The organism is Rhodanobacter thiooxydans (genome assembly GCF_021545845.1).
Taxonomy (GTDB): Bacteria; Pseudomonadota; Gammaproteobacteria; order Xanthomonadales; family Rhodanobacteraceae; genus Rhodanobacter.
This window is the reverse complement of sequence record NZ_CP088923.1, coordinates 2,056,012-2,073,530: the sequence shown is the minus strand read 5'-3', so window position 1 is coordinate 2,073,530 and position 17,519 is coordinate 2,056,012. Positions and strand designations below refer to the sequence as shown.

Sequence of the window (17,519 nt, the reverse complement as noted above, 5' to 3'; positions counted from 1 at the left end):
TGATCAGATCGTCGACGTCTTGCCGCCGTCCATCGGGATGATCGCGCCGGTGACATAGCTGGCGCGCGCCGAAGCCAGGAACACCGCGACGTCGGCGATCTCCGCCGGTTCGGCCATGCGGCCCAGCGGGATGCCAGCAAGCTGTGCGGTCAGCACTTCCTCGCGCGGCCTCCCGCTGGCGCGGACCGCGGCATCCAGGCCCTCGTCGACCCGACCGGTACGGGTGATGCCGGGGTTGATCGCATTCACCCGCACGCCCTTGCCGGCATAGGCATTTGCATAGCCCACCGTGGCCAGCATCAGGGCGGCGTTTGCTGCGCCGCCGCCGATGTGCTGTGGATTGGCCTGGCGTCCGCCCTGCCCGATCACGTTGACGATGCTGCCGCCACCGCGCGCGCCCATGCGGCGGATCACCGGGTCGATCGCGTGCATGTAGTTGAAGTACTTCGCCTGCATCGCCGCCTGCATTGCGGCGGCATCCAGCTCATCCGGCGGCGCACGGCGCGCGGCTCCGGCACAGTTGACCAGCACGTCGACCGGGCCACGGTCGTGTTCGATGCGCTCCATGACCAGTTGTGCCGCCACGCTGTCCTTCAGGTCGGCCGAGTGCACCGTCACCGCCAGGCCGAGCGACTCGAGCCGCTGTTGCGCGGCGCGCAGGTTCGCCGGATCGCGCGAAACACCGACCACCTTCGCCCCTTCGCGCGCGAACGCGATCGCACAGGCCAGGCCGATGCCCTTGCTGGCGCCGGTGACCACCACGACCCGGTCGAGCAATTCGAGATCCATGCCTGCCTCCGCGTGACGGATATCGGCACATTGAATCATGTTCGCCGAAGGCCGCGGATCGCGGCCGGCGGTGACGGCCGAGCGGCCGCCCCCGCCAGATGCGGACGATGGCGGCCAGGCCATTGGGCCATCGTCCAGCCACATAGGCCATCAGTCATGTTGCGAAATCGCATCCTGCCTATTGACTGCTTAAAGTTTAGTGTTATAGTTCACTACAACACTACTTAACGAGGTCACTAAGGAGGCCTGTCATGAAAGCGCAAAACCTGATCGCCAGCGCCGCCGCCGTCCTGTTCACCCTCGCCAGCCTGAGCGCCGTCAACTACAACGTCGCGCCCCTGGCAGCCCCGGCCAGCAGGACCAACGCCACCCATGTCATCAACCTGATGCCGGTGCAGGTGCGCCCCAACGCCGCCGAGCTGCGCGCCGCCGCCTTGCTGAGCGATGCCGGCACCGCCGGTATCGCCACCATCCCGGCTATCAGCCACCTGCACGGAGCCAGCGGCACGGAGCAGCTCAGCCTGCTCGGGCCGCAGTTGGTCATGCCCTACTATTCGTTTGGCAACAAGTTCGGCCGCATCAGCAAGGAATAACCCATGACCATGACCTGGAACGACAGCGTCCCGATCTATCGCCAGCTGCAGCAACGCGTGGTGGCGATGATTCTGGACGGCGCCTTGAACGAGGGCGACCCGCTGCCGTCGGTACGCCAGGTGGCCGCGGATTTTCAGATCAATCCGCTGACCGTGTCGAAGGCGTATCAGGAACTGGTCGACGAACAACTGGTTGAGAAAAGGAGAGGTCTGGGCATGTTCGTCATCGAAGGCGCCCGCGAGGCGCTGCTGAAATCGGAACGCGAGCGCTTCCTGCGCGAGGAGTGGCCGCAGCTGTTCGCCCGGCTGCAGCGGCTGGGGCTGGACCTGAAGACGCTGCTGCGCGAAGCCGGCGCCAACAAGGGAGAGACGCCATGAGCGCGGTAATCACGGCCAGCGGCCTGAGCAAGCGGTACAAGTCCGCGCTGGCGCTGGACAACGTCAGCTTCCAGATCGAGCCCGGCCGCATCGTGGGCCTGATCGGCCCCAACGGCGCCGGCAAGACCACCGCGCTGAAGGCGATCCTCGGCCTCACCGACTTCGCCGGCGAATTGAGCGTGCTGGGCTACGACCCGCGCAAGCAGCGCGACAAGCTGATGGGCGAGGTCTGCTTCATCGCCGACGTGGCCGTGCTGCCGCGCTGGATCAAGGTGCGCCAGGCGGTGGACTTCGTCGCCAACGTGCACCCGCGCTTCGACCGCGCCAAGTGCGAGGCGTTCCTGGCGCGCACCAAGCTGCAGCCCGAGCAGCGCGTGCGGCAGATGTCCAAGGGCATGATCGTGCAGCTGCACCTGGCGCTGGTGATGGCGATCGACGCCAAGCTGCTGATCCTGGACGAGCCCACCCTGGGCCTGGACATCCTCTACCGCAAGCAGTTCTACCAGAACCTACTGGAGGACTACTTCGACGAGAACAAGACCATCATCGTCACCACGCATCAAGTGGAGGAAGTCGAGCACATTCTCACCGACCTGATGTTCATCCGCGACGGCAGGATCGTGCTGGACGCCGACATGGATGCGGTGGGCGAGCGCTTCATCGAGGTGATGGTGGGCGCCGACCGGGCCGCCGCCGCCCGCGCGCTGAAACCGCTGGACGAGCGCCAGGTATTCGGCAAGAGCATCTTCCTGTTCGACGGCGCCGACCGCACGCAGCTGCAGGCGCTGGGCGAAACCCGCCGCCCCTCCGTCAGCGATCTGTTCGTCGCCACCATGAAAGGGACCTACACATGAAGACCTTCTACTGGCTGATCAAGCGCGAGTTCTGGGAACATCGCGGAAGCTTCGTATGGGCACCGATCATCACCGGCGGTGTCGTCCTCCTGCTGACCTTGATGAGCATCATCACCGGTGAGGTGTTCCGTGTGCGCGGCGGAGTGCATGTCAACGGCATCGACTTCAACACGATCACCGCGCACATGGGTGCCGATGCCCTGGATACGATCGGCAAGGCGCTCGACATCAGCATCCTGACGCCAGCAGTGCTGATCGGCATCGTGCTGTTCGTGGTGGTTTTCTTCTACAGCCTGAATTCGCTTTACGACGACCGCCGTGATCGCAGCATCCTGTTCTGGAAATCGCTGCCGATCTCCGACCGCGACACCGTGCTGTCCAAGGTGGCCTGCGCCACGGTGCTGGCCCCGGCGATCGCGATCGTCACCAGTGTCGCGACCGGACTGCTGGTCCTGGTCATGCTGGCGATCACCGCCTCATTCCACGGCGCCCATCTTTGGCAGATGTTGTGGACATTGCCGCATCCGTTCCGCATCGCCACCGTCATGCTAAGCAACATCCCGCTGTATGTGGTGTGGGCGCTGCCCACGGTAGGCTGGCTGATGCTGTGCTCGGCCTGGGCACGCGGCAAGCCGTTCCTGTGGGCACTGATCATTCCTGTGGGCACCGGCATCGTGGTCAGCTGGTTCAACCTGATGGGCTTGTTCAACCTCAGCGACAAGTGGTTCTGGGGCAATGTGGTGGGGCGTGCCCTGCTCAGCGTATTTCCCGGTGGCTGGATCCCGGGTCAGCTGTCCGACGACGTCGCCTCGAAATTCGGTCAGACCGCCAGCGACAATCATCAGATTTTCGCGAACATGCTCGACCTGACCCATAACTACGCCGTGCTGGTCACCCCGCAGTTCCTGATCGGCGCCGTGGCAGGTGTGGCCATGCTCGCCGGCGCCATCTGGTTCCGCCGCTGGCGCGACGACAGCTGACTTCCGGTCGAACTCGAGATCAAGGAGAACATCCATGAAGCGCATCACGCTCAATACGCTCGCACTGGTCCTGCTGCTGCCGCTGGCTGCCTGCAGCCAATCCGGGCAGGACACCAGCCCATCGGGCGCCGCCAGCGACACCACGCAGGCCGCGAAGGAAGTCCGCGAACAGACTTCTTCCTCGATGATTGCCACCGAGGTCCGCAAAGGCATCGAGCAGGCCAAGAAAGAGCTGGTCAGCAAGGACATCAGCCTGGGCAACATCCACATCGGCGACGGTCCGCACCCGCACGACGGCTCCCTGCCCAAGGCGGTGATCACCCCGCAAGGCGAGCTGGTGATTGCCGGCAAGCCGGTACCGGCCACGCCGGAGCAGCACACCCTGCTGGTGGATCATCGCCAGCAGATCATCGGCATCGCCGAAGCCGGCATGGACATCGGCGCGCAGGGCGCGGACATCGGCATCAGCGCAGCAAAGCAGGCGCTCTGGGGCACGTTCACCGGCAAGACCGACAAGGAGATCGAGGCCAGCATCAAGCCGCAGACCGATCAGATCCAGGCCGCCGCCCTGCAACTGTGCAAGCGCCTGCCCGACCTGATGGCCTCGCAGCAGAAGCTGGCCGCGACGATGCCCGCGTTTAAGCCCTACGCCACGATGACGCAGAAGGACATCGACGACTGCGGCAAGGACATGAAGGACAAGGACGGCAAGAAGGGCTTTGCGGTGTTCTCTGATTGACCGCCCTTCTCTTCTCGAAACTAAGGCCATCACAGCTGCACAGAATCAACTCGCCGCGCAGCTCGCGGCGTCCAACCCCTACGTCCCCATCGTCTACGCCAAGGACGTGGCGGATTGCACGTAGGACGCCATGAACTGAAACACCCAGCGGTCCGCACTCGGCCGCCCATCAATCAAGGAGTCATGCCCATGCGCCACCTTTCACTGTTGGGAGCCATCGCCATTGCATCCATGTTCACGCTGCCGACGCACGCCAGCTGGCAACACTGGAGCCTCGACGAGCACAGCACCGACAACAGCCTGACGTGGAAAAACTCCGAAGGCCATTCGCTCGACCTGGACTCGGCTGCCGGCAAGGGCGTGACCATCGTCAAGATCGAAGGCAACGGCATGCACGGCTTGCAGCCAGGTGACGTCATCCTCGCCGTCAACGGCCACGCCGTGAAGCGCGTGGCCGACCTGATCAGCCAGGCGAACGCCAACGAACACGGCACCACAACTGTCGCGTTGCGGCGCGGTCACGAGAACAAGCGGATCACCATCGCCGGCTCCGATCTCTATGCGCTGATCCACCCGCATCCCTGAGCTCTCCACCGCAAGGACGACGCATAAACCCACTGAACCGGGACGCACGATTGGCCGGCCTGTTGTATCTGCTGGTGGTGCTGATCGCGCCGTATCGCCTGATCTACGTACCGAACGCCTTGTTCGTGAGCGGTGACGCCGCCGCGACCATCGCCCGCATCACCATGCACGAGACACTGTTCCGAATCGGCCTGGCCACCGACCTCGTCTGCGGCGCGCTGATGGCCTTCGTCGCGCTGGCGCTCTACCGCCTGCTGGGCGACGTGGGTCGACGGCACGGCATCGCCATGCTGTTGCTTGGCGGCGCGCTGGTGCCGGCGCTGTACTTCTTCAACGTGATCAACGATGCCGCTGCCCTGCTGCTGGCACACGGCGGGAATGCACTCGCCGCCTTCGATCCGCCGCAGCGTGCGGCGCTTGCCATGCTGTTCCTGCGCCTGCACGGCGAGGCTGTCGGCGCCGCCGAACTGCTGTGGGGGCTGTGGCTGTTCCCGCTGGCGATGCTGGTGCTGCGTTCGGGCTTCCTGCCGCGCCTGTTCGGCTATGGATTGATCCTCAATGGCCTGGCCTACCTGATCCAGAGCATCGCCTGGGCCGTTCTGCCGGGTTGGCGGGACATGCTTTCCAGCATGCTCGGCCCGCTGCAATTCGTGGAAGTGCTGTTCATGCTCTGGCTGTTGCTGCTGGGCGCGCGCCCCGGCTTCCGGCAAGCGCAAGCCGCATCCGTCACGCCCACGCGTGCGTGACTGCCCTTTCCCATCGCCTACAGGGAGTTTGCCTTGAACACGACCGCCAACCAGCCACTCGAACACTGGCGCGTGCCCGTGCAGCTGAAGCTGGCCGCGCTGTGGACGTCGGTGATGTTCTGCTACATCTACTGCGACTACTTCGAGCTCTACACGCCGGGCAAGCTGCAGGAGATGCTGCAGGCCAGGCTGGGGCCGCTCGGTCCTGCGACCCAGGGCGCATTGCTGGGCACCTCGTTGATGATGGCCGTACCCAGCTTGATGATCTTCCTCTCCGTCACTCTCGCGCCGCACCTGAACCGCTGGCTCAACCTTGTGTTCGGTACGCTCTACACCTTGTTGATGGCCATGCTGGCGGTCCAGGCCGACTGGCACTTCTACCAGGGGTTCGCAACGCTGGAGGCCGCGCTGACCATGCTCGCCGTGTGGTACGCATGGACGTGGCCGCGGGTGCCTAGCATGGCATGAGTGCCGGCGCGCTCAGCCGCCGTCGTGGATGCCGCCCTTAGTGAGCATCATCGGATCGAGCAGTTTCCTCAGTTCGTCCTTAGACAGCCCGGTGGTTTCCAGCGCCACTTCCATGATCGGCCGGTGCTGCTTGTACGCCAGCTTGGCGGTGGCCGCGCCCTTCTCGTAGCCGATCACCGGGTTCAGCGCGGTAACCAGGATCGGATTCATCGCCAGCGCCTGGTTCACCCGCGCCCTGTTGACCTTGAAGCCGGCGATGGACTTGTCGGCCAGCAGCACACTGACGTTGGCCAGGATGCCGATCGACTGCAGCAGGTTGTGCGCGATCAGCGGCAGCATCACGTTGAGCTGGAAGTTGCCGCTCTGCCCAGCGATGGTGATGGAAGCGTCGTTGCCGATCACCTGCGCGGCGACCATCGCGGTGGCCTCGGGGATCACCGGATTGACCTTGCCCGGCATGATCGACGAACCCGGCTGCAGCGCCGGCAGCTCGATCTCGCCCAGGCCGGCCAGCGGGCCGGAGTTCATCCAGCGCAGGTCGTTAGCGATCTTCATCAGTGCGACGGCCAGTGTCTTCAATGCACCGGACAGCTCCACCGCGGCGTCCTGCGCGGCCATGCCCTCGAAGTAGTTTTGCGCCGACTCGAAGCGCACCCCGGTCAGCTTCTTCAGCTGCACGGCCATCGCCGGGCCGAACTTCGGGTCGGCGTTGATGCCGGTGCCCACCGCGGTGCCGCCCTGCGGCAGCCGCCGCATGCGTTTCAGCGCATCCCCGATGCGCTCGATGGCGGAACCGACCTGCGCCGACCAGCCCGACAGTTCCTGGCCGAAGGTGATCGGCATCGCGTCCATCAGGTGGGTGCGGCCGGTCTTGGGTGTGTTGCGCAATTCACGCGCACGCCTGTCGATGGTCTGCTTCAGGTGCTTCAGCGCCGGCAGCAGCTGCTCGCTGGTGGTGAGCGTGGCGCTGACGTGGATCGCGGTGGGGATCACGTCGTTCGAGCTCTGCCCGTAGTTGACGTGGTCGTTCGGATGCACCTTGGCGCCGGCGGCCACCGCCAGGTGCGCGATCACCTCGTTCGCATTCATGTTGGTGCTGGTGCCCGAACCGGTCTGGAAGATGTCGATCGGAAACTGCGCGTCATGCTGGCCATCGGCCACCGCCAGCGCCGCCTTGCGGATCGCCGCGGCCTGGTTCTTCTTGAGATGTCCCATCGCCAGGTTGACCTCGGCCGCCGCGGCCTTGATCAAGCCCAGCGCGCGGATGAACGGGCGCGGCAGGTGCAGCCCGGAGATCGGGAAGTTGTCGATCGCGCGCTGGGTCTGCGCGCCGTACAACGCGTCGGCGGGCACCTTTAGTTCGCCCATACTGTCGTGTTCGATGCGGAAGTTGCTCATGGTCTGTTCCTTCGGTGGGAGGAGAAAACCGAATCCTGAAAAACTCCCGTCGCCCCAGCGCAAGCTGGGGCCCAGTGACTCAGGGCCCTTGAAGACCAAAGGCACTGGATTCCTGCTTGCGCAGGAATGACGAGCGGAAAAGTCGCGATTCGCTGTCTCCACTATAGGCCGGCGGGCATCGCGCCGCCGTCAATGTAAAATGGCCGTTTCCCCGTGCCGGAATGCCCCGATGTCCAACCACGCCCTCACCGCCCTGTCGCCGCTGGATGGCCGCTACGCCGACAAGGTCGAGCCGCTTCGCCCGATCTTCAGCGAATTCGGCCTGATGCACCGCCGCGTGCAGGTGGAGATCGAATGGCTGCTGGCGCTGGCCGCCGAGCCGGGCATCGAGGAACTGCCGCCGTTTACGCCCACCCAGGTGAAGCAGCTGCACACCATCGCCGACAGCTTCGCGATCGAGGAAGGCGCACGCATCAAGGCCATCGAGGCCACCACCAACCACGACGTGAAAGCGGTGGAGTACTTCATCAAGGAGCGCATCGGCGCCGATCCTGCCCTGGCCCAGGCCAGGGAGTTCGTGCACTTCGCCTGCACCAGCGAGGACATCAACAACCTCTCCTACGCACTGATGCTGCGCGATGCGCGCGAGCAGGTGCTGCTGCCGGCGTTCGATCGCATCATCGCCAGGCTGCGCGAGCTGGCACACGCGAACGCCGCATTGCCGATGCTTTCGCGCACGCACGGCCAGACCGCCTCGCCCAGCACGCTGGGCAAGGAACTGGCGAACGTGGTGGCGCGGCTGGAGCGCCAGCGCAAGCAGCTCGCCGCCGTGGAAATTCCCGGCAAGATCAACGGCGCGGTGGGCAACTACAACGCCCACGTCATCAGCTACCCGGAGATCGACTGGCGCGCGTTCTCGCAGCGCTTCGTGGAAAGCCTGGGCCTGGACTGGAATCCGTACACCACGCAGATCGAGCCGCACGACGGCGTGGCCGAGTACTGCGACGCGGTGCGCCGCGCCAACACCATCCTGATCGACCTGGCGCGCGACATCTGGGGCTACATCTCGCTGGGCTACTTCAAGCAGACGCTGAAGGCCGGCGAGGTGGGCTCGTCCACCATGCCGCACAAGGTCAACCCGATCGACTTCGAGAACGCCGAAGGCAACTTCGGCCTTGCCAACGCGCTGCTCGGCCACTTCGCCGAAAAGCTGCCAATCAGCCGCTGGCAGCGCGACCTCACCGACTCCACCGTGCTGCGCGCGCTGGGCACCGCCTTCGGCCACACCCTGGTGGCGCTGGAATCGCTGCAGAAGGGCCTGGGCAAGCTCACCGTGAACGCCGAGCGCCTCGCCGCCGACCTCGGCGCCAGCTGGGAAGTGCTGGCCGAAGCCGTGCAGACGGTGATGCGCCGCTACGGCCTGCCGCAGCCGTACGAACAGCTCAAGGCGCTGACCCGCGGCCAGGGCATCACCAAGGAGTCGATGCGCGAATTCATCGGCAAGCTAGAGTTGCCCGCTGAGGCGAAGCAGCGGCTGCTCGACCTCACGCCGGGCGGCTACATCGGCCTGGCCGAGGGGCTGGCGCGGGACATCTGACCTCGCCGTCACCCCGGTGCGAGCCGGGGTCCAGTGCCTTGGGCCGGCCAAAACAGAGACACCAGGTTCCCGCCTGCGCAGGAACGACCAGCCATGACGGGCCGCGCGTCAACACGCGCGGCCCGATGCGTCTCAGGCCAAGGCCTTCTTCACCAGCCCTTCCGCTTCCAGCGCCGCGCGCACTGCGGGACGCTCGCCCACGCGCTTCTGGAACGCCAGCAGCGACGGGAACGCCGACAGGTCCAGCTGCACGTGCTTGGCCCAGTTGGTCACCGTGAACAGGTAGGCGTCGGCCGCGGTGAACTTGTCGCCCAGCAGGAACGGCTGCTTCGCCAGCACGCTCTCGATGAACTGGTAGCGCCGCGTCAGGTATTCCTTGCGCTCGGCGCGGGTGGCCTCGGGCGTGTCCGGCTTGAACAGCGGGCTGTAGCTCTTGTGGATCTCCGAGTTGATGTAGCCCAGCATCTCCTGCAGCCGGTAGCGCGCCGGCGTGCCGTTGGCGGGCGCCAGACCGCTGGCCGGCTTCTGGTCGGCCAGGTACTGCACGATCGTCGGGCCTTCGGTCAGCAATTCGCCGTTGTCCAGCGCCAGCACTGGCACGTAGCCCTTGGGGTTGATCTGCCAGAAATCCGCGCCGTGCTCGGTGCGCTTGGCGCTGCCGTCGACCTTCTCCAGCGTGAGCGGAATACCGGCCTCGAGCGCCACGATGTGCGGGGAAAGCGAGCAGGCGCCGGGGGAGTAGTAGAGCTTCATGCGATGACTCCTGGTAGGGACGGGGGAACGGACACGCGCCAGTCGAAGCCGCGCATCCATCCATCACATGCTACGACGTCGTGGTTACCATTGGATACCACCTAACCGCCGGTTAGTCCTAGAATGCGGTAACTCCCCGGTTACCGAGCCACCCGCATGGGCCTCCCCGTCCGCAAGAGCAAGGTCGCACCACCACCCGCCTGCCCGCTCACCGAAAGCCTGGCGCTGCTGCGCGGCGCCTGGGCACCCAACGTGATCTGGTTCCTCAGCGCCGAACCCCGCCGCTTCGGCGAACTGCGCCACGACATCCCGCGCATCTCCGCCCGCGTGCTCAGCGCCCGCCTGCGCGAACTGGAATCGCGCGGCCTGGTCAGCCGCCGCCTGCGCGACACCTCCCCGCCCTCCGCCGAATACGCACTCACCGAACTCGGCCGCGAACTGCTGCCGGCGATCAGCGCGCTGGCGCGGGTGGGACAGAAGCTGATTGCGGAGTGGGATTCGCGGGCTTCGCTGGGGAAGAAGGCGCGTGTGGTGGGGTAAGGCGCGCTTGCTTGCCACCGGGGCGGGCTCGTGGAACGATGCCACGGTCACTTCCAGCGTCGCCAAATGCTGCTGGGTTAGATTGCAGAGTCAGGCTGCAACCGGGGGATTCAAGTCGTTGATATTTGCAGGCTTGCACTACACCAGCTGCACCAACGGCACGAATTAAGCTGCGGGATTACACTGCAATCTGAAACCTACTTCAAGTTAGGCCGATGGAAAGCACGCTGCTTGACGTCTCGCTCAAGCTACTTGCCGGGCTCGGAGTTACATCCGTCGCCGGCTTCCTGAGTCTGTATGCGGCTTGGATATCTTTTCCGCCAGAGCTGGTAGTTGATGCTGTCATCGACAAGAGCAAGAAGTTCAACTCAGAATCGCGCATCAAGATCAAGAACAGCGGAAAGTTGCCGGCGCTTGCAGTCCAAGCCGATGCTGAGAATGTATGCGCGCGAATTGGCGGGCTCACGATGAGGAATTGCGGGTTCTTCAATGGACCTCATGTCTTCCCTCGCTTGTCTGGAGGGGAGGCTGCAGAGATTTCTGTCAGTCCCGGCATTGGCTTCGGTCAAGCTATGCAGATATCAGAGTTCTCGTATCGCCTGACGCTCATATACCGAACCAAGCTGCTCTTCCTCGGAAAGAGCTTCAAGAAGTCATGGGGTGTGGAACTGAGGAACTTCGAAGATGGATACGCGTGGAATGTCACCCCGGCCTAACAGGTCGTTCGACGCGGACACGCAGCGGCATTGCGCCGGGGGGCGTACGTTCACCAGCACGCCTCGCGGCGCAATGCCGCTGCGTGCCGGTCAACTCCGACGTTAGACACCCCTCACCCTACCTCATCCGTCCCTTCATTCACCCCCTCGAACAGGAACGTCGACAGATAGCGCTCGCCGGTATCCGGCAACATCGCCAGCAGCACCGAACCTTGCGGTGCCTCGGCCGCCAGCTGCAATGCAGCGGCCAGCGTGGCGCCGGAGGAGATGCCGGTGAAGATGCCTTCCTGCTGCGCCAGCGCGCGCGAGGTGTCGCGGGCCACCACGTCGTCGACCGGCACGATGCGGTCGACTACCTTGGGGTTGAGCACGGCCGGCACGAAGTCCGGCGTCCAGCCCTGGATCTTGTGCGGCTGCCATTCCTTGCCGGACAGCAACGCCGCGCCGGTCGGCTCGGTGGCGATCACCTTCACTTCCGGGCGCGCCACCTTGAGCACCTCGCCGACGCCGGTGAGCGTGCCGCCGGTGCCCCAGCCGCTGACGAAGTAGTCCAGCCGGCGGCCGGCGAAGTCGCGCAGGATTTCCGCTGCGGTGGTCTGCCGGTGGTACGCCGGGTTGGCCGGATTCTCGAACTGGCTGGCGAGGAACCAGCCGTGCTTGCGCGCCAGTTCTTCCGCCACCTTCACCATGCCGGTACCGCGCGTGGCGCCGGGCGTGAGCACCACCTTGCCGCCGTAGGCGCGGATCAACTTGCGCCGCTCGACCGAGAACGTATCGGACATCACCGCCACGAACGGGTAGCCGCGCGCCGCGCAGATCGCGGCCAGCGCCACGCCGGTGTTGCCCGAGGTGGCCTCGATCACGGTCTGGCCGGGTTTCAGCACGCCGCGCTGTTCGGCGTCGAGGATGATCGCGAGGGCGAGGCGGTCCTTCACCGAACCGGCGGGGTTGAACGCCTCCACCTTCACATAGAGTTCGGCGTGTTTCGGGCCAAGGCGGTTGAGCCGTACCACAGGCGTGTTGCCAATGGTGTCGAGGATACTGTCGTAGATCATGAACGTACTCCTGTCGGAAGGCGAGAGAAGCGCGGCGCGATCATGCGCCGGTTCCCGTAAAGATTTCAGTCGGGCGCATCGCGGCTGCCGCCGGGATCTGCCGGCGCGCGGCAGCGGGCGCCACGCCGCCCAGCGGAGGCGCACCGAACCAGGCCAGCGAGTCGGCCAGCGCCGCCACTTCGCCCACGATCAGCAGCGCCGGCGAACGCACCGCATGCAGCGCCGCCCGCGCAGCCAGCTGGGCCAGCGTGCCGGTGACCACCCGCTGCCGTGGCAGCGAGCCGTTCTCGACCAGCGCGAACGGCGTGGCCGGCGCACGGCCATGCGCGATCAGCTGCGCCTGCAGGCGCTCCAGCCCGGTCACGCCCATGTAGATTGCCAGGGTCTGCCGCTCCTGCGCCAGCGCGCGCCAGTCCAGCGTGTCCAGCGAATCGCGGCAGTGCGCGGTGACGAAGCGCACCGACTGCGCATGCCCGCGGTGGGTCAGCGGCACGCCGGCATGGGCGGCGCAGGCCAGCGCGGCGGTGATGCCCGGCACCACTTCGTAGGGAATGCCGTGGGCGCGCAGGAACTCCAGCTCCTCGCCGCCGCGGCCGAACACGAACGGATCGCCGCCCTTCAGCCGCACCACCCGCCGCCCTGCCCGTGCGTGCTCAAGCAGCAGCGTGTGGATCTCGTCCTGGGTGGTGTGATGGTTGCCGGCCTGCTTGCCTACCTCGATGCGCTCGGCGTCGCGCCGGGCCAGCGCCAGCACTTCGGCACTGACCAGCCGGTCGTGCAGGATCACGTCGGCCTCGTTCAGCGCGCGCAGTCCGCGCAGGGTCAGCAGGCCCGGATCGCCGGGGCCGGCGCCGACCAGCACCACCGAGCCGGCGGGTACGGCCGAGGGCACCGCCAGCGACTGCTCCGCCGCCCGCCGCGCCTCATCCGGTCGCCCCTGGCGCAGCAAAGCGGCGACCGGACCGGCGAACAGCGCCTCGTAGAAACGGCGTCGCGCCGCCGGCTGCGGGTGGCGCAGGCGAATGCGCCGACGCAGGCGCGCCGCCAGCGTGGCCAGCGCGCCCAGCGACGGGTCGAGCGCGGCCTCCAGCCGTTCGCGCAACAGGCGCGAGAGCATCGGCGCGGCGCCGCCGCTGGAGATCGCCACGGTCAGCGGCGCGCGTTCCACCACCGCCGGCACATGGAAGCTGGACAGCGCCGCGTCGTCCACCACGTTGACGAAGATCCGCCGCAGTTCACCGAGGGTGGCGATCAGCCGGTTCAATTCGCCATCGGAAGTCGCCGCCACCACCAGCCACACCCGCTCCAGCCATTCCTCACGGAACGGCTCCGCGCGGTGGGCGATGCGCCCCGCCGTTGCCCAGCGCTGCAGCTGCGGGGTGAGCGCGGGCGCGTTCACCGTGACCTGCGCCTGGGCGCCGAGCAGCGCCGCCACCTTGCGCTCGGCCACTACGCCGCCGCCCACCACCAGCACGGCGCGGCGGGACAGGTCGGCGAACAACGGATAGAGCCTGGTGGCGGGCATGGCGGCATCGACAGGAGGGACGGGCCACGCTACGCAGCCGCCGATCCGGCCGCAAATGATCCATGTGAACGCGCATATGCCTTGACGGCATGAGCCATGCCGCGCTTGACGCGGAGCACAAATGGCCGTATAGACGTCCGACCATGTTCCGTTCAACGACTACCCACGCAGCCGCTCCCGACCCGACGACGCTCTGCGCCGCGCGATGTATCCGTGCCCGACCGCACGATCCCGACCGCCCACGAGAGCATCGCCATGACGCTGACCCAACTGCGCTACCTGGTAGCCATCGCCGATTCCGGCCTCAACATCACCCTGGCCGCCGCGCGCGTCCATGCCACCCAGCCCGGCCTGAGCAAACGGCTCAAGCAGCTTGAGGACGAGCTGGGTTTCCAGCTGTTCGTGCGCAAGGGCAAGAGCCTGGACGCGGTGACCCACGCCGGCCAGCACGTGCTGGAGCGCGCCCGCATCATCCTCGCCGAAACGGCCAACATCCGCGCGATCGCCGCCAATCTGCGCAACGAGGCGCGCGGCGAGCTGCGCATCGCCACCACCCACACCCAGGCCCGCTTCGCCCTGCCCGCCGCGATCGGCGCGCTGAGCCGGAGCTACCCGCAGGTCAGCGTGCACCTGCAGCCTGGCCGCGACGGCGAAGTGCTGGCGCAGCTGGAGGCCGGCCGCGTCGACCTGGCGGTGATCAGCACCGCCGGTGCACCGCCGCCCGCCGGCATCGCGCTGCCGGCCTACCGCTGGCAGCGGGTGATCGTGGCGCCGCAGGGGCATCCGCTGGCAACCCGTCGTCAGCCGCCCACGCTCGACGAACTGGCCGCGCTGCCGCTGGTCAGCTACGACTCCTCGTTGAAGCCCGACTCCTCGCTGCGCCGCGCGTTCGAAGCCGTCGACCTGCATCCGCAGATCGTGATGACCGCCGGCGACGCCGACCTGATCAAGACCTATGTGCGCGCCGGCCTGGGCATCGGCGTGCTGGCCGAGATGGCGATGCTGGACAGCGACACCGACCTGTGCGCGCTGCCGGCCGACCACCTGTTTCCCCAGTGCACGACCTGGATCGTGCTGCGCCGGGAAAGCGTGCTGCGCGAATACGTGCTGGAATTCATCGCGCAGTTCGCGCCGCACCTGGATCGCCGCGACGTGGTGCGCGCCCTCGCTGCCGACGCTGCGGCGACCGAATGGCCGGCGGTGCCGCACTGGCGGGAGCGCCCGCCCTCCACGCCGCCAGATGCCGCCTGAACCGGCGCGTGTCACGTAGGGCGGGCACCGCCCGCCGCCCTTTCGGCAGCTTGCGACGAAGTGTGGGGAGAGCGGCGGGCGGTGCCCGCCCTACGGCTGAAGCCGGCCTTGGCGGACCGGCGCGCAGAGAACCTACGCGATGCTATGCAGTCCGCATTCGCGCTTGAGCCCGAAGAAGCGGGTGTCCTCCGCGTCCATGCCCGGCTCCCAGCGGCGAGTGGTGTGGCTGTCGCCGATCGAGACATAGCCCTGCTGCCATAGCGGGTGGTACGGCAGGCCGTGGCGTGCGAGGTACTGGCCGATGTCGCGATCGCTCCAGTCGGCCAGCGGGTAAAATTTCCAGTGGTCCTGGCGGTGCTCGGCGAAAGCGATCGCCGCGCGGCTGCGCGACTGCCCGCGGCGCAGGCCGGCGAACCATCCGACGGCATGCAGTTCGGCCAGCGCGCGCTGCATCGGCTCGACCTTGCGCAGCCGGTTGTACTGGTCCAGCCCGGCCACGCCCTGCTCCCACAGCCGCCCATGGCGCGCTTCCATCCAGGCGGGGCTGAACGCTGCGCTGTAGACCTTGAGGTTCAGCGCGAGCCGTTCGGTCAGTTCGTCGACGAAGCGGTACGTCTCGGGGAACAGGTAGCCGGTGTCGATCAGCACCACCGGAATGTCCGGCCGCTGGCGGGTCACGAGGTGCAGCGACACCGCCGACTGCGCGCCGAAGCTGGACGACAGCACGTGCTCGCCGGCGACATGTTCCAGCGCCCACGCCACCCGGCGCTCGGCACTGAACCGGGACAGCATGGCGTTCAACTCGGCCAGCGCCCGCGGCTCGTGCGGCGCCTGTTCGAACAGTGCGGCGCTCACGCTACCAGCTCCGACGGAATGCGCCGCGACGGCAGCGGCGCCAGGATGCCGGCGCGCAGCAGGAAATCGCCGAAGCCTTCCCCGGCCGCGCGTTCCGCGGCGTAGCGGGCGAACAACGGATCGAGCGCGGCGAGGATCGCCGCTTCGTCCACGTTCTCGCGATAGACCTGGTTCAGCCGCTGGCCGCTGAAATCGGCGCCCAGGCGCAGGTCGTAGCGGCCCGGCCCGCGACCGACCAGGGCGATCTCGCCCAGGTACGGCCGCGAGCAGCCATTCGGGCAACCGGACAAACGCAGCAGGATCGGGGCATCGGCCAGGCCGTGATGTTCGAGCAGGGCCTCCAGCTTCGGCAGCAGCGCCGGCAGGTAGCGCTCGCTTTCGGCCATCGCCAGGCCGCAGGTGGGCAGCGCCACGCAGGCGATCGCGTGGCGGCGGATCGCACTCTGCTTGCGGTAGCCGTCAAGCCCATGCTCGCGCACGATCGCGTCGATGCGCTCGCGCTCGGCCGCGGCGACGTTCGCCACGATCACGTTCTGGTTGCAGGTCAGGCGGAAATCGCCGGCATGCACCTTCGCCAGCTCGCGCAGGCCGCTGAGCCAGCGCCGCTCGCCCGTGTCCGCGAGCCGGCCTGATTCGATGTGCAGGGTGAGATGCCAGCGGCCGTCGTGGCCCTCGACCCAGCCGTAGCGGTCGCCGTTGTGTTCGAAGCGGTACGCGCGCGGCGCGGCCAGCGCGTAGCCCAGGCGCGCCTCCAGCTCGGCCTTGAATGCGTCCAGGCCGTGCCGGTCGAGCGTGTATTTCAGTCGCGCATGCTGGCGTTCGGCGCGGTCGCCCCAGTCGCGCTGGATGCCGATCACCGCCTCGGCCACGCCGAACAATTGTTCCGGCGTGGCGAAGCCGATCACGTTGGCCAGCCGCGGGTAGGTGCTGGCGTCGCCATGGGTGGCGCCCATGCCGCCGCCGACGGCAATGTTGAAGCCGCGCAGCGTGCCCTGCTCGACGATCGCGATCAGGCCCAGATCCTGCGCGAACACGTCGATGTCGTTGAGCGGCGGGATCGCCAGGCCGATCTTGAACTTGCGCGGCAGGTAGGTGGCGCCGTACAGCGGCTCGCTCTCTGCCACGGGATCGCCGTGCAGCTTCTCGCCGTCCAGCCAGATCTCGTGATAGGCGCGCGTCTTCGGCGCCAGTTCGGTCGAGAGCCGCGTGGCCCAGGCATACGCCTCGGCATGCGCGGCGGACTCTACCGGGTTCGCCGTGCTCACCACGTTGCGCACCACGTCGCCGCAGGCGGCGATGGTGGTGGCCAGCGCCTCGTGGATCGCTGCGATGGTCGGCTTCAGCTTGTGCTTGATGATGCCGTGCCACTGGAAGGTCTGCCGTGTGGTGATGCGCAGCGTGCCGCTGGCATGCTCGCGGGCGATGCGGTCGAACACCAGCCACTGCGCCGGCGTCACCACACCACTGGGCAGGCGCGCGCGCAGCATGAAGGCGTAGGCCGGTTCCAGTTTCTGCTTGCGGCGCTCCTCGCGCAGGTCGCGGTCGTCCTGCTGGTAGCTGCCGTGGAATTTCAGCAGCTTGTTGTCGTCGTCACCGATCGCGCCGGTGACCGGGTCGGCCAGGCCTTCGGCGATGGTGCCGCGCAGGTAGCGGCTGGCTGACTTGATGTGTTCGAGATGAGAGAGTTTCGTGCTCAT

At 66.9% G+C, this 17,519-nt stretch carries 19 protein-coding genes; 12 read left to right on the top strand and 7 right to left on the bottom strand.

The features are described from left to right. Positions 1-3: 3 nt before the first annotated feature. Positions 4-789, bottom strand: coding sequence for an SDR family NAD(P)-dependent oxidoreductase (locus tag LRK53_RS09275; protein ID WP_027492228.1), 786 nt, complete (start codon positions 787-789; stop codon positions 4-6). A gap of 251 nt (positions 790-1,040) precedes the next feature. Here LRK53_RS09275 and LRK53_RS09270 point away from each other — a divergent pair, with 251 nt between their 5' ends. The 8 genes from LRK53_RS09270 to LRK53_RS09235 all read left to right on the top strand — a co-directional run bounded on the left by LRK53_RS09270 (position 1,041) and on the right by LRK53_RS09235 (position 6,132). Then, positions 1,041-1,382: a hypothetical protein gene (locus LRK53_RS09270; protein WP_027492227.1), complete on the top strand. Its 342-nt coding sequence runs from the start codon at positions 1,041-1,043 to the stop codon at positions 1,380-1,382. A 3-nt stretch (positions 1,383-1,385) separates the two neighbouring features. Beyond that, positions 1,386-1,760: a GntR family transcriptional regulator gene (locus tag LRK53_RS09265; protein ID WP_027492226.1), complete on the top strand. Its 375-nt coding sequence runs from the start codon at positions 1,386-1,388 to the stop codon at positions 1,758-1,760. Beyond that, positions 1,757-2,614, top strand: coding sequence for an ABC transporter ATP-binding protein (locus tag LRK53_RS09260; protein ID WP_027492225.1), 858 nt, complete (start codon positions 1,757-1,759; stop codon positions 2,612-2,614). Before LRK53_RS09265 ends, LRK53_RS09260 begins: the two co-directional genes overlap by 4 nt. Continuing rightward, entirely contained in the window at positions 2,611-3,594 is a 984-nt protein-coding gene (locus LRK53_RS09255) for an ABC-2 transporter permease (protein ID WP_027492224.1), read from the top strand. Before LRK53_RS09260 ends, LRK53_RS09255 begins: the two co-directional genes overlap by 4 nt. Before the next feature lie 34 nt (positions 3,595-3,628). After that, the gene (locus LRK53_RS09250) at positions 3,629-4,333 is read left to right on the top strand and encodes a YggN family protein (RefSeq protein ID WP_027492223.1); all 705 of its coding nucleotides are present in this window, start codon (positions 3,629-3,631) and stop codon (positions 4,331-4,333) included. Positions 4,334-4,522: 189 nt separating this feature from the next. After that, on the top strand, positions 4,523-4,918 hold the full coding sequence (locus tag LRK53_RS09245; RefSeq protein ID WP_185754611.1) for a PDZ domain-containing protein: 396 nt from the start codon (positions 4,523-4,525) through the stop codon (positions 4,916-4,918). 50 nt (positions 4,919-4,968) lie between these two features. Then, positions 4,969-5,664, top strand: coding sequence for a DUF4386 domain-containing protein (locus LRK53_RS09240; protein ID WP_235642010.1), 696 nt, complete (start codon positions 4,969-4,971; stop codon positions 5,662-5,664). 33 nt (positions 5,665-5,697) lie between these two features. Beyond that, positions 5,698-6,132, top strand: a complete 435-nt coding sequence (locus LRK53_RS09235; protein ID WP_027492220.1) for a DUF6326 family protein — start codon at positions 5,698-5,700, stop codon at positions 6,130-6,132. Positions 6,133-6,144: 12 nt separating this feature from the next. Here the strand turns inward: LRK53_RS09235 and LRK53_RS09230 are convergent, their stop codons facing one another. Then, positions 6,145-7,530, bottom strand: coding sequence for a class II fumarate hydratase (locus LRK53_RS09230; protein ID WP_027492219.1), 1,386 nt, complete (start codon positions 7,528-7,530; stop codon positions 6,145-6,147). Between the two features lie 229 nt (positions 7,531-7,759). Between LRK53_RS09230 and purB the strand changes: the two genes are divergently transcribed. Further along, a complete protein-coding gene (gene purB, locus LRK53_RS09225) occupies positions 7,760-9,127 on the top strand; it encodes an adenylosuccinate lyase (protein WP_027492218.1) in 1,368 nt (455 codons plus the stop codon). Between the two features lie 132 nt (positions 9,128-9,259). Here the strand turns inward: purB and gstA are convergent, their stop codons facing one another. Beyond that, a complete protein-coding gene (gstA, locus tag LRK53_RS09220) occupies positions 9,260-9,880 on the bottom strand; it encodes a glutathione transferase GstA (RefSeq protein WP_027492217.1) in 621 nt (206 codons plus the stop codon). Between the two features lie 156 nt (positions 9,881-10,036). Here gstA and LRK53_RS09215 point away from each other — a divergent pair, with 156 nt between their 5' ends. Then, positions 10,037-10,420 carry a winged helix-turn-helix transcriptional regulator gene (locus LRK53_RS09215; protein WP_027492216.1) on the top strand — a complete coding sequence of 128 codons (384 nt, stop codon included), beginning with the start codon at positions 10,037-10,039 and terminating at the stop codon, positions 10,418-10,420. Positions 10,421-10,635: 215 nt separating this feature from the next. After that, complete coding sequence (locus LRK53_RS09210) at positions 10,636-11,136, top strand: hypothetical protein (RefSeq protein ID WP_027492215.1); 501 nt, start codon at positions 10,636-10,638, stop codon at positions 11,134-11,136. Between the two features lie 113 nt (positions 11,137-11,249). Here LRK53_RS09210 and cysK read toward each other — a convergent pair whose 3' ends face one another. Then, the gene (gene cysK / locus LRK53_RS09205) at positions 11,250-12,191 is read right to left on the bottom strand and encodes a cysteine synthase A (protein WP_027492214.1); all 942 of its coding nucleotides are present in this window, start codon (positions 12,189-12,191) and stop codon (positions 11,250-11,252) included. A gap of 40 nt (positions 12,192-12,231) precedes the next feature. Then, positions 12,232-13,716, bottom strand: coding sequence for a siroheme synthase CysG (gene cysG, locus LRK53_RS09200; protein ID WP_081666584.1), 1,485 nt, complete (start codon positions 13,714-13,716; stop codon positions 12,232-12,234). Positions 13,717-13,971: 255 nt separating this feature from the next. Here cysG and LRK53_RS09195 point away from each other — a divergent pair, with 255 nt between their 5' ends. Further along, positions 13,972-14,967: a LysR substrate-binding domain-containing protein gene (locus tag LRK53_RS09195; protein ID WP_235642658.1), complete on the top strand. Its 996-nt coding sequence runs from the start codon at positions 13,972-13,974 to the stop codon at positions 14,965-14,967. 132 nt (positions 14,968-15,099) lie between these two features. Here the strand turns inward: LRK53_RS09195 and LRK53_RS09190 are convergent, their stop codons facing one another. Both LRK53_RS09190 and cysI read right to left on the bottom strand, forming a co-directional pair. Beyond that, a complete protein-coding gene (locus LRK53_RS09190) occupies positions 15,100-15,822 on the bottom strand; it encodes a phosphoadenylyl-sulfate reductase (protein ID WP_051257537.1) in 723 nt (240 codons plus the stop codon). Continuing rightward, entirely contained in the window at positions 15,819-17,519 is a 1,701-nt protein-coding gene (gene cysI, locus LRK53_RS09185) for an assimilatory sulfite reductase (NADPH) hemoprotein subunit (RefSeq protein ID WP_027492212.1), read from the bottom strand. The genes LRK53_RS09190 and cysI overlap by 4 nt, the downstream gene beginning before the upstream one ends.

Coding starts and splice junctions, on each gene's coding strand:
- LRK53_RS09275 (WP_027492228.1), bottom strand. CDS start 789: ATGGATCTCGAATTGCTCGACCGGGTCGTGGTGGTCACCGGCGCCAGC.
- LRK53_RS09270 (WP_027492227.1), top strand. CDS start 1,041: ATGAAAGCGCAAAACCTGATCGCCAGCGCCGCCGCCGTCCTGTTCACC.
- LRK53_RS09265 (WP_027492226.1), top strand. CDS start 1,386: ATGACCATGACCTGGAACGACAGCGTCCCGATCTATCGCCAGCTGCAG.
- LRK53_RS09260 (WP_027492225.1), top strand. CDS start 1,757: ATGAGCGCGGTAATCACGGCCAGCGGCCTGAGCAAGCGGTACAAGTCC.
- LRK53_RS09255 (WP_027492224.1), top strand. CDS start 2,611: ATGAAGACCTTCTACTGGCTGATCAAGCGCGAGTTCTGGGAACATCGC.
- LRK53_RS09250 (WP_027492223.1), top strand. CDS start 3,629: ATGAAGCGCATCACGCTCAATACGCTCGCACTGGTCCTGCTGCTGCCG.
- LRK53_RS09245 (WP_185754611.1), top strand. CDS start 4,523: ATGCGCCACCTTTCACTGTTGGGAGCCATCGCCATTGCATCCATGTTC.
- LRK53_RS09230 (WP_027492219.1), bottom strand. CDS start 7,530: ATGAGCAACTTCCGCATCGAACACGACAGTATGGGCGAACTAAAGGTG.
- purB (WP_027492218.1), top strand. CDS start 7,760: ATGTCCAACCACGCCCTCACCGCCCTGTCGCCGCTGGATGGCCGCTAC.
- gstA (WP_027492217.1), bottom strand. CDS start 9,880: ATGAAGCTCTACTACTCCCCCGGCGCCTGCTCGCTTTCCCCGCACATC.
- LRK53_RS09215 (WP_027492216.1), top strand. CDS start 10,037: ATGGGCCTCCCCGTCCGCAAGAGCAAGGTCGCACCACCACCCGCCTGC.
- LRK53_RS09210 (WP_027492215.1), top strand. CDS start 10,636: ATGGAAAGCACGCTGCTTGACGTCTCGCTCAAGCTACTTGCCGGGCTC.
- cysK (WP_027492214.1), bottom strand. CDS start 12,191: ATGATCTACGACAGTATCCTCGACACCATTGGCAACACGCCTGTGGTA.
- cysG (WP_081666584.1), bottom strand. CDS start 13,716: ATGCCCGCCACCAGGCTCTATCCGTTGTTCGCCGACCTGTCCCGCCGC.
- LRK53_RS09195 (WP_235642658.1), top strand. CDS start 13,972: ATGACGCTGACCCAACTGCGCTACCTGGTAGCCATCGCCGATTCCGGC.
- cysI (WP_027492212.1), bottom strand. CDS start 17,519: ATGAGCACGAAACTCTCTCATCTCGAACACATCAAGTCAGCCAGCCGC.